Origin of the sequence: Terrimonas ferruginea DSM 30193 (genome assembly GCF_000425585.1) — a bacterium.
Lineage (GTDB): Bacteria > Bacteroidota > Bacteroidia > Chitinophagales > Chitinophagaceae > Terrimonas > Terrimonas ferruginea.
Genome location: NZ_AUDS01000035.1, coordinates 1 through 9,500 on the forward strand (window position 1 = coordinate 1; position 9,500 = coordinate 9,500).

The window sequence follows — 9,500 nt, forward strand, 5'->3', positions numbered from 1 at the left end:
TGAGTGTACGCCAGGATTTTTTTGCCCGCTTGTTCATGATGACCAGTGCGGCGGTACTGGCCTTTCCGGTGGAAGAGCGCTTGAAAAAAGAACAGGCCCAAACCAGCAATAAGCACAAATACAAGGTCAATCGTACTAATACATTAGCCATCGTCAAATATCACTTGCATGTAATGGTGGTCAAAGGAATGGTTGTTCCATGTCTGAAAGCGATCGACAGTATACTGCTGAAAACAAAGGAAATTATCCGGCCAGCAAGACGCTTCCCCCGGAAACACCTCAAAAAAAAACCGCCAAACTCAAACTATAAACACCTCTAAAGCCTTAAGGAAACGACATTGAATGGTGAATGGTGAATCGTCAATGGAATCGTCCGCCCTGGTTCGTGTATACAGGAACCGGCATAATCAGCATGATGCAGACTGTTTTACTTAAAACTTATAACTTAATACTCTCTACCCCAGACCGTTACTGTATCTACACGCAATTAGACTTGCCTCATGCCTATTAAAAACGTATCTTTGCACTGCTCTTTACATAACTATTTTTTCATTTTTCAAATTTTCAAACATTGCAAACCCTGCAACACCTCACCGTCGTGGGAGGTGGGAGTTGGGCCACAGCACTGGTTAAAATTTTCTCGGAGAGTAACATCGTTGTTACCTGGTATCTGCGCTCGCAAAGCCATGTAGATTATCTGCTGGCCAATGGCAGAAACCCTCATTACCTGAGTTTTTTACAACTCAATCTGCAATTTATTCGACCAACATCCTCGTTAGAAGAAGCAATAGCTGCTTCCGATGATGTATTATTTGCTGTCCCATCCGCCTACCTCGAGCCGGAATTAGCCGCGCTTGAAACGGATATTTTATATAATAAACGTCTTTACGTATCGATCAAAGGATTGGTGTCGGAACGCAACCTGCTGCCTTCTGTTTTTATCGCCAGGCATTTTGACCGCGATGCCGATGAGATCACTGTACTTGCCGGTCCCTGTCATGCCGAAGAAATCGCCATGGACCGCCGCACTTTTCTGACCATCGCCGGTACCAACGATACTGTCGTCAATCGCATGCAGGAAGCTATTCATGCTCCCTATCTGCGTGTCATCACCAACGATGATCCGCTGGGTGTAGAGTACGCCGCCATTCTGAAAAATGTAATCGGTATCGCATGCGGTATGGTACGCGGATTGAATTACGGGGATAATTTTTTAGCCGTAGTAGTCAGCAATTCCATGCGTGAAGTACAGCGCTTTCTGCGCGCTGTCGACGACAGACCCAGGGACTTATACGATTCGGTTTATTTCGGAGACCTGCTGGTAACCGCCTACTCCGCTTTCAGCCGCAATGCAAGTTTCGGACAAATGATCGGTCGCGGTTATTCGGTGCCCATGGCCGAAAGCAGAATGAACATGATCGCCGAAGGATATCCTGCCGTGAAAGGAGTGTTGCAAATGGCGAGGGCATTGGAGATAGAGATGCCCGTATTGTCGGCAGCCTACCGCATGCTGTACAAACACGCTTCGCCATTCACGGAATTTAAATTATTAGAAACACAACTCAGATAAAAACGAATTAAGCCTATGTTGGTATTAGCTACAGACCTGGATGGAACCTTCCTTGGTGGACGAAGCGTCCATAAACAACAATTATATCGATTGATCCGCGAACGCGAAGACATTCGCCTGGTATTCGTTACCGGCCGCGGGTTGGAGACCGTTATTCCTTTACTAAACGACCCGGTTATTCCTAATCCTGACTATATCATCTGCGATGTGGGCGCAACAATCGTCAACGGACACACACTTGAACCCATTCAGCCGCTGCAGGCAGGCATCGAACACAAATGGCCCGGACGGCTGGTGATGCAAAACAAATTAAAAAAAGTAAGAGGGTTACGCTGGCAACCGGTGCCGCAAGTCCGCCGCTGTTCTTTTTTCTTTGATGAAACCACTGACTTCGATCACCTGCAACGCATCGCCGATGCATCCGGTTGCGATGTATTGAAATCTGCCGGTAAGTTTGTAGACGTATTGCCGGGTGGTGTTAACAAGGGAAGTTCACTTATTCAACTTGTTAAGCTGCTCAATATCGATCCTTCACATATACTCGTGGCCGGCGATACATTGAATGATCTTTCGCTTTACCAGACCGGTTATAAAGGTGTGGTAGTAGGACATGCAGAACAAAAACTGCTTGATGCCACACGCGAAAGTGAAAATGTATTTCAGGCTACTGAAGCCGGTTGCGGCGGCATACTGGAATCGCTGGCTTATTTCCCTGCCTTTGAAAATTATCATGAAGCGGAGAAAGAAAAGAGCACGGAAGCAAGCGGCGAAAAACAATTGCTGATGGTTTACCATCGTCTTCCCTACGAAGTGCGCGAAGTCAACGGCCGCTCCGAACGTGTGCCACCCAAAAGTCCCAATGGCATTATTCCTTCATTGATGGGATTCTTTGCCGGCGGCCGCGCGGGCACATGGATCGCATGGGAGGAGATAGAAAAAAAAGGCAAGGGCTTGAGAAATATCTACCCCGATGAAAAAAGATTTCCCAACCTGCTCGCCGCGCGCATCGGGCTTACAAAAAAAGAAGTGGATCTTTTCTATAAAGTTTTTTCCAAAGAAGCATTCTGGCCCACCATTTTTTCCTTTATCGACAAAGCCACATTCAATCACAGCCATTGGGAACATTACGTAAAAATAAACCGGTTGTTTGCCGAACGTACCGCAGCCGAAGCCGACCAGGGCGCATCGGTTTGGATACATGACTACAACCTGTGGATGGTGCCGGGTATATTAAGACAACTGCGTCCCGATTTGCGCATCGCATTTTTCCACCATACCAGTTTTCCTCCCGCTGATATTTTCAATATCATTCCCTGGCGTGGTGAAATTGTAGGCAGCCTGCTGCAATGCGATTACATCGGTTTTCATATTCCCCGCTACGCGGAAAACTTTGTCGACGTGGTCAAGAGCCAGTTGCCGGTAAAGGTGTTGGAAGAAATGAATTGTACCGAACGGTTCCTTAGTTACAGTTGCCCGCTGGGCGTAGAGAAAATGACGCGCAGCATCGAAGCGGGCGGGCGCACCGTGCGCCTCGGCGCACATCCTGTCGGGGTTAATGTTGAATACATTACTGAACTATGCGAAAAGCCTTCGGTACTGCAACAGGTAGACACCATGCGCCGTGAGTTGGGTGATAAACAGATCATCCTGAGCGTGGAGCGCCTCGATTATGTGAAAGGGCCACTGGAAAAAATATATGCCTTCCAGGAATTTCTCGAGCAATATCCCGAGTTCCACGGAAAGGTGGAGCTGATCAATATCTGTACGCCACCGGCACAGGGAATGAAAGTGTATGAAAAAATCCAGCAGGAACTGGAGCAGGCGATCGGTAAGATCAACGGGCGTTATTCGCGTGTTGGCTGGACGCCGATCCATTTCTTTTTCCGCTCCTTTCCGTTTGAAGAAGTGATGGCTTATTACCGGCTGGCAGATATCGCGTGGATCACACCGCTGCGCGACGGACTGAACCTGGTAGCCAAAGAATATGTGGCTGCGCAGGGATTGCGGGAGGACGGATGTGGTGTATTGCTGCTGTCGGAATTTGCGGGCGCATCGGTTGAATTGGGTTATGCGATACGCACCAATCCGTATGACCGCCGGTCTTTGAAAGAAGGGTTGTTGCAGGCATTGGTGATGGATCCCACGGAGCGCAAGATGCGCATGAAGCGATTGTTTGATACCGTTCGGTATTTCGATATTGACTATTGGGGAAATGAGTTTCTGCAGGAACTGGAATCGGTGACACCGGAAGACCGCATGGTGTTGGTGGCCGAGCCTGCATGAGCGTGATCATAGAAAAGAGGCCGTTTCAAATCAGAGACGGCCTCTTTATTTAAATTTAATTCGACCAGGCGGTCGAATTTTTTTTATGGCTTTTTCGTTAAATTTTGCTCAGGCTGATTTTGCTTAGCCAGATTGTTTCTTATCTTTTGCTGAACAAGCAAACCTTACCTATTTTATGTCTTCTGCACTAATGCCGCAAGTCCGGCCACTCCTTCTTTTGGTTTCATTAGTCTTAACCAACAAATCAACATTATGAAAAGAAAATTCTTTCTGCTGCTCTCGCTGTTGGCGGGAATGTATCTGCATGCGCAACGCGTAACGTACGACACTACTTTTTCCGGCTGGAACGTGCGGGTCACTTATGACCCATCTGCTGATAGTACCGAAGGCATCATCTTTATGGCTGGTCTCGGTGAAGTAGGGACCGATGCTTCAAAAATGCAATTGTACGGTCCGCATTACTGGCTCAACAACGGATGGGACGGATCGGTTCCTATGGGGAATGGCGTACATTATCCGATCCTGATCACTATCCAGCAACTTTATGCAAACTCGCAGCCAACATGGATCAAACCCACTATCGACGGCATTCTTGCGCGATATAAGATCAAACGCAAAGCACTTCATATGATGGGGTTCAGCAACGGAAATATGTGTCTTTCCGGATTTGTTACTTATCAACCTGCTGCCAATGATTATTCTTACATGAGCCTTGTGAGAAGCATTGTCGATATACAAGGTCAGAATCCTGTGAACAGGTACGGTTCCTCGCTCGTTTATCCTGATAAGTTTGGGCATTGGGCTAAAAAATTTGGCGGAAAATTTCTTGGATTTGAACAAACGGGAGATACAAGGAATATCAAAAACATCATCAATAACATGAATGACAGTTTGCCCGGTTCTGCATTTTTCCTCTGGACAACATTCGGCGGTAGCGGGCATTCCAATTTCAATGACTTCATGGACCCCACACAGAACAACTGGACGCTCACAAATCCTGAAGTGCAATTACGCAAACCCAATAATGCAACCGGTTATTATTCGATTCCGATTGAAGGCGGCATCAATGTATATCAATGGATGCTGCGCCAGGGCGATACAACCTTGTCGGCACCTTTACCCAATATTCCTCCTACGGCGAACGCCGGCAGTGATATCACCATCACTCTTCCGGTGGATTCTGTTCAACTGGCAGGCTCCGGAACCGATCTTGACGGTTCCGTCACTGCCTATTTATGGACGAAGGCAAGCGGTGGTGCAGCAACCATTGCCAGCGCGTCATCAGCGATCACAAAAGTATACGGCCTTCAGCAGGGAACTTATGAATTTGTACTTACCGTTACGGATGACAGCAGTGCAACGGCAAAAGATACAGTACTGATCAACGTATTGCCTGCAGACACAGCGGCAGTAAGTAAGACCATTCATGTGAATATATACGGTACTACAAATCCTTACCTGCCAAGTCAGTGGAATAACTGGACGGTCAGCAATGGTGCAACAAAAATTTCTCCGTTGCTTTACTATTCCGATAGTTCGGCCTCATCGGTTTATGCCACGCTGAGTTACAGCAATGGTATCAACGACAATTACAGTGGTTATGCAGCCGGGGCCACAATGGCGCCCGCGGAAGTGTTGCGGTATACCAGTTATTCTTCTGCCAATCGCACGCTGACATTATCCGGGCTCTCTGCAACGAAGGAATATGCTGTTGAATTGTATGCCAGCAGACGTACAGATGGCAATCCAACGATCTTTACGGTATCAGGCGTAAGTGATACCGTCAATACGTATTACAATACAAGCGACGCGGCTGTCTTCTCGGGACTAAGTGCTGATCCTTCGGGCAATCTTGTTATCTCCATTGGTAAAATCAATGCATATACTTACATCAATGGCTTCAGAATTATTGAAAGCGCTCCATCCGCCCGTAGCCGGAATATGCCAGCGGTTGTTAAACAGCAATCACCTGTTGGCCAGGATAGAGAAAATGCCGGCCTTACTGTATTCCCCAATCCTGCAGGAAATGAGATTACCATTGATTTCAATAATGCGGATAAGGGCACATTTTCGGTAACTATTTTTAGCATTTCCGGTAAAACAGAAAAGCTGCTTTCCCTTTCAAAGGAAACAGGCAGGTACAGAAACAGTATTGATATCAGTAACTTACCTGCAGGAACTTATATGATGGTCATACAAACTACCAATGGCCGGCTTGTAAAACAGTTTGTAAAAAAATAGGATCAAAAAAAACTCCGGGTTGCTTGTTAGTGGAGAGCCGGGGAGGGTTTGATTGAAAAAAGGCTGTCTCGAAACAGGAGACAGCCTTTTTTGGTTGAAGGTTTTGGCGGAGTAATATCAAAACCAGCCGACCATGGACGAGATAGATGATGGCATGCCGAACAGGCTGCTGCCCGTATTTTCCACGTCATCCACGCTTTCATTTTTGCTGGTGCTCTTTAATTGTTTTTCCAGTTCTTGTTTTTGTCTTTCGTTCTCGCGGATATTGCGGTCAACTTCTTCGAGTTGTTTGCGCAATTCACTTGCAGAATCGGTTACGGTACCGGGAGCCGGAGGAGGTGTAGGTTTGGCGGGAGGGTTCTCGTAGCGGTAGTTTTCGCGGTCGCCGTTGTAACGGTTGCCGGGTGTCACTTTTCCCTGTGCGCCGAGCACGGAGCCGTCTGCCTGCATGGTGTAATCTACATCACTCTGCCACCAGGCGCCTGAATATTCTCTCCACTCCACGCGATTGATAGTGCCGCCGCGGTTTCTGCCGAGGTTCATTTCTTTATTATAAAGTTTACGTCTGATGTTTTCAGAAAAGCGGATCTTTTTACCAACGGGTACTTTAATGGTGACGTCAACCCGCTGACCGCGGTATTTGCTTGCGCGATCAATGGCGAAGCCGTTGCCCAGATCGAGGAGACTGTCGACAGAACGAACCGTATAGGAAATGCTTGCGGCGCGTTCGCGTGCGGCGGGAACCGTTCTGCCGGCGCTGAATTTGCGTACTTCAACGTGGTAAAGCGAATCATCGCTTTTTGCCACATCAACATTTACCCAGGCAAGACGCAACGTATCAGGCGACATATCCCATCCATCCCACTGTTCGTCAGCCAGCCATCCGAAAGTGCCGTTGTAAGACAACTCGGGTTGCGTAACCGTAACGATCATTTTGCCGGAGGCAGGTTGATTAACAGGAACAGCAACGGTGTCGGACTGCTCATAATACCTGAAATCACGGGAGAGGCTGGAGGCGAGCAGTGTGGCAGCTACCCAGCCGATGGTCCATAAGAAACCAAATGTCCAGCCGAGGTAACGGTTGCCGGAACGTATGCGCATGATGCGGCGAACCAGCCAGGTGATCAAAGCGATCAGCGGAACGAGCAGGAAGAAGATAACGGTGCCCCAGGCATACCACATCTGCGCTTCACTGGTCCAGAGGAAATTATTCACCGGCCACCAGGCGGCACCACCGAAGAGCAGGGCGATGAACGCCACCAGCAAACCAAAAGCGATGGAACCGACGATGATAAAGAAGAATACTTTGAACAATACGCCGATGGCGTGGGCGATGCCGTAGCTGCTGCGGTTGATGGACCTGTGAATATCGCGTCCGATGTCTTTGGAGCGGTCGGCACCGAATGTTTTCATTCGCTCACCGAAATTTTTGGCATCCTCGTTTACTTCCTTGCTCCAGGTTTTTACTTTATCGCCTACGGAAGAAAGGCCTTCCTGTACTTTTTGCTTGATGCTGTTCAGGTCAACAGCTTCGCCGCGCATTTCCATCTTCTGGTATTGGTTACGTGCCTCGGGGAGTACGATCCAGAGGATGATGTAAACAAGGCAGAAGGTGCTGGTAATGGAACCAAAAATAACGTTAGGGAAAAGATCGAAGCCATGGTCCCAATTGAAGATGTGCAATGAACTGAAGATGAGGTTCAGCAGCAATGGAGCAGCGAAGATCAGGCGTACTTCCCAGGTGGCACGGTCGAAATAGGCGGCCAGGCCACCGGCTACACCACCGAAAATGCGGTCATCGGGGTTGCGGTACAGACGTTTGCCATGAAAACCTTCGAGGTCTTTGGCAGGAATGAAAATCCAGAGCAGGATATAGACGAGGAATCCGATACCGAGACCTCCGAGTGTGATAATGGCGAAAAGGATTCTTACGATGGCAGGGTCGATGTTGATATAGGCAGCGAGACCGCTACAAACACCGCCGAGAAACTTATCACTGCTGTCGCGGTAAAGTCTTTTGCCGCGGATGGTTGAAGTGTTGGAGTAAGTGCTGCCGGAGCCTGCCTGTTGCTGACCGCGGGTGCTGCCTTTAGTTGTGTAGCTGTCTGGGTCTGCGTCAGCGCCTTCAAAATCCTCGGGGCGTCCGATGGTGCCGATGATCTGTTGCATGTGGTCATCGGTGATGTGGGACACTCCTTTGCGGATTTCTTCGCTCATCAATTCGGCAATACGGCTTTCAATGTCGTTGATGATCTCATCGCGGCCTTCCTCCTGGGCAAAGTACCGGCGAAGACTTTCCATGTAGTCCTGAAGTTGCTGGTAAGCGGAATCTTCGATGGGGATGACCCGTCCGCTGAGGTTTATGCTAATGATCTTTTTCATCCTGTGTGTATTTGTGTGTAAGCGGTTATTGTTTGTTGGTTAATGCGTTGACACCGTTGGAAAGTTCCTGCCAGGTTTGTTCGAGTTCTTTGTAAAACAACTCGCCTTTTTCTGTCAGGGAAAAGTACTTGCGGGGGGGACCGCCTTTACTTTCTACCCAGCGGTAGTTGAGCATTTCGGCATTTTTCAGCCGGGTGAGCAAAGGGTAAAGTGTTCCTTCCAGGATATGAAGGCCGGCGGCTTTCATTTCTTCCACGATGTCGCTGGGGTACACTTCACCACGCCGGATAACGGAGAGGATACAGAATTCCAGTATCCCTTTGCGCATCTGACTTTGTGTATTCTCGATGTTCATGTTAAAAAGTTGAAAAGTGAACGATGATTAAGGTCAGCTGTCGACAGGCTGCTTTTCTCCTGTAACCTTCATTCATAACACAAAGATAGGGTTATGGTTGGTACTTTGTAATACATAGTACCAATTATTTTATAGTAATTTAGCCGATGATTTTATAAAGTGCTTGTTTTCACTTTGTTAGGAAATTTATTTGGGTAAAATATCAGGTCGGAGTTTGAGGAGTGGTGTCGGCAGAGGATGAATGGTGCGGATTGCACGACCCGATTCCGGTGCGTGGAGACACGCACCGGGGGAATGGTGGATGTGTTGGTTCGTGTCGTGAATCAACAAGAGCAGGATGTTGCAGATTGCGCGACCCGAATTCCGGTTCGTGTATACACCATAGCCGTCAACTTAAGGGAAAGACAAAACCCTGCGGTTATCCGCAGGGACAATTTTTTTCCTCATATCTTTGGTTTTTGTTTTTGAAGCCATCGGCATTGGTCGTTACCTGTGTGCTGATGGCTTTGTTTTTTGTAGTACTGCAAAGATAAAGTGTTCCGGGTTTGGGTATCGGGTATTTGTAATAGTTGTTGCAAAGACACGGTGTGGGTCTTGGTTTCTTTGTCGCCGTATAGCACCACCAGTTTGGTGGTTTCTATCAGCCAGCTTTTGAGCCGTTGCCGGCTG

Annotated in this window: 7 protein-coding genes; 4 read left to right on the forward strand and 3 right to left on the reverse strand. The window is 48.1% G+C overall.

Annotated features, from left to right (window positions below):
- From H608_RS24520 to H608_RS0112070, 4 genes are all read left to right on the forward strand, one after another.
- On the forward strand, positions 1-320 hold a 320-nt coding region (locus H608_RS24520), incomplete at its 5' end, for a hypothetical protein (protein WP_038008097.1).
- A 251-nt stretch (positions 321-571) separates the two neighbouring features.
- Positions 572-1,570, forward strand: a complete 999-nt coding sequence (locus H608_RS0112060; protein ID WP_038008354.1) for an NAD(P)H-dependent glycerol-3-phosphate dehydrogenase — start codon at positions 572-574, stop codon at positions 1,568-1,570.
- Between the two features lie 15 nt (positions 1,571-1,585).
- Entirely contained in the window at positions 1,586-3,853 is a 2,268-nt protein-coding gene (ggpS, locus tag H608_RS0112065; RefSeq protein ID WP_211227060.1) for a glucosylglycerol-phosphate synthase, read from the forward strand.
- A gap of 252 nt (positions 3,854-4,105) precedes the next feature.
- Positions 4,106-6,094, forward strand: a complete 1,989-nt coding sequence (locus tag H608_RS0112070) for a T9SS type A sorting domain-containing protein (protein WP_028787897.1) — start codon at positions 4,106-4,108, stop codon at positions 6,092-6,094.
- A 117-nt stretch (positions 6,095-6,211) separates the two neighbouring features.
- Here the strand turns inward: H608_RS0112070 and H608_RS22210 are convergent, their stop codons facing one another.
- The 3 genes from H608_RS22210 to H608_RS24655 form a co-directional block, all read right to left on the reverse strand.
- A complete protein-coding gene (locus H608_RS22210; RefSeq protein ID WP_051268260.1) occupies positions 6,212-8,476 on the reverse strand; it encodes a PspC domain-containing protein in 2,265 nt (754 codons plus the stop codon).
- Positions 8,477-8,501: 25 nt separating this feature from the next.
- Positions 8,502-8,831, reverse strand: coding sequence for a PadR family transcriptional regulator (locus H608_RS0112080; protein ID WP_028787898.1), 330 nt, complete (start codon positions 8,829-8,831; stop codon positions 8,502-8,504).
- A 443-nt stretch (positions 8,832-9,274) separates the two neighbouring features.
- Positions 9,275-9,500 (reverse strand): hypothetical protein (locus H608_RS24655; protein ID WP_028787899.1); only part of this gene is annotated, 226 nt, incomplete at its 5' end.

Coding starts and splice junctions, on each gene's coding strand:
- ggpS (WP_211227060.1), top strand. CDS start 1,586: ATGTTGGTATTAGCTACAGACCTGGATGGAACCTTCCTTGGTGGACGA.
- H608_RS0112070 (WP_028787897.1), top strand. CDS start 4,106: ATGAAAAGAAAATTCTTTCTGCTGCTCTCGCTGTTGGCGGGAATGTAT.
- H608_RS22210 (WP_051268260.1), bottom strand. CDS start 8,476: ATGAAAAAGATCATTAGCATAAACCTCAGCGGACGGGTCATCCCCATC.
- H608_RS0112080 (WP_028787898.1), bottom strand. CDS start 8,831: ATGAACATCGAGAATACACAAAGTCAGATGCGCAAAGGGATACTGGAA.